The organism is Moorena sp. SIO4A1, assembly GCF_010672065.1.
Lineage (GTDB): Bacteria > Cyanobacteriota > Cyanobacteriia > Cyanobacteriales > Coleofasciculaceae > Moorena.
Map to the genome: position 1 here is coordinate 1 of NZ_JAAHHX010001059.1, position 1,041 is coordinate 1,041.

Consider the following 1,041-nt stretch of genomic DNA (forward strand, 5'->3'; position numbering starts at 1 on the left):
TATCAGGTAGTTGTCGTGTGTATGATCCTGCTGAGAATTACAAGGTTGTGTTTACTGGAGCAACCTATGATGAAACCCAAACTTGGCTGTTGGAAGATGAATATGAGCCAATTGAAGGACGACTTTTAGGATCGGAGTTATGAACAAAACACCAGACTTTGATGATGAGATGCTGCCTGAGTATCAGTTTGACTATCGCAAAGCAAAGCCCAATCGTTTTGCTCAGCAGCAATCAATTAATGCGATCGCTTTTAGCGGCTCCTACGGAGCATCGCGAAGCGTGGCCTACGGCCAATCGCTTTTAGCGGCTCCTACGGAGCATCGCGAAGCGTGGCCTTTTGGCCAAGGTCAATCGCAACCAAGTTCCAAAGACAACTTAGTGCAATTCGCTCTCAACTTCAAAAATTAGGTTTATTGTAAGTGAGTTGTTAAACCCTACCATAATAACAAATTACTCCCTATCAATTGTAGAAAAATATGCTCCGATCTAAAGGAGTGTGAGAGAATTGAACAAGTTAAGTATTTCTATATTTCCTATGACAGTAGTAGAGTTATTTCCTACTCTGAGAGGTTTAAATCGTGCAGACAAACTAAAAGTTATCCAGTTCTTGGTAGCAGAGCTAGCTAGGGAAGAGGAACCTACCTTAGAACCAGGAGCTACCTATCCAGTTTGGTCGCCCCTTAACTCTCATCAAGCCGCTAATCAACTCGCTCAACTGTTGGAATCGGAGTAATGTTATGCGATTGGCCTCTGGCCACGCTTTGCGTTCGCGTAGCGTCGGCTTTGCCGAAACGCTTCCGGAGCGTAGCGTGACCTACGATAAATCGCAACCAAGTTCCAGCAGACTTCCTAGTGCAATAGTGGAGGCAGTGATGAAGCGAAATTTAGATTATTTCATTGGTGAGCGTGCTGAACATCTGGCGATAGTATACTTAACACGTAGCCAAGATCTAGTTGTGGAAAGGATGAAGGCCGATTATGGGCTAGATATGTTGGTAACAATACTACGGGATAAATTACCGACAGGAAGGGTTTTTGGT

3 protein-coding genes are annotated in these 1,041 nt (G+C 44.2%); all 3 read left to right on the top strand.

The features are described from left to right. Window positions 1-139 precede the first annotated feature (139 nt). Entirely contained in the window at window positions 140-409 is a 270-nt protein-coding gene (locus F6K53_RS45245; RefSeq protein ID WP_293087716.1) for a hypothetical protein, read from the top strand. 97 nt (window positions 410-506) lie between these two features. After that, window positions 507-734 (top strand): hypothetical protein, encoded by a 228-nt coding sequence (locus F6K53_RS45250; protein WP_293087719.1) that lies wholly within the window; start codon window positions 507-509, stop codon window positions 732-734. Window positions 735-738: 4 nt separating this feature from the next. Next, window positions 739-1,041, top strand: a 303-nt coding sequence (locus F6K53_RS45255; protein WP_293087722.1) for a hypothetical protein, incomplete at its 3' end; no start/stop codon positions are given.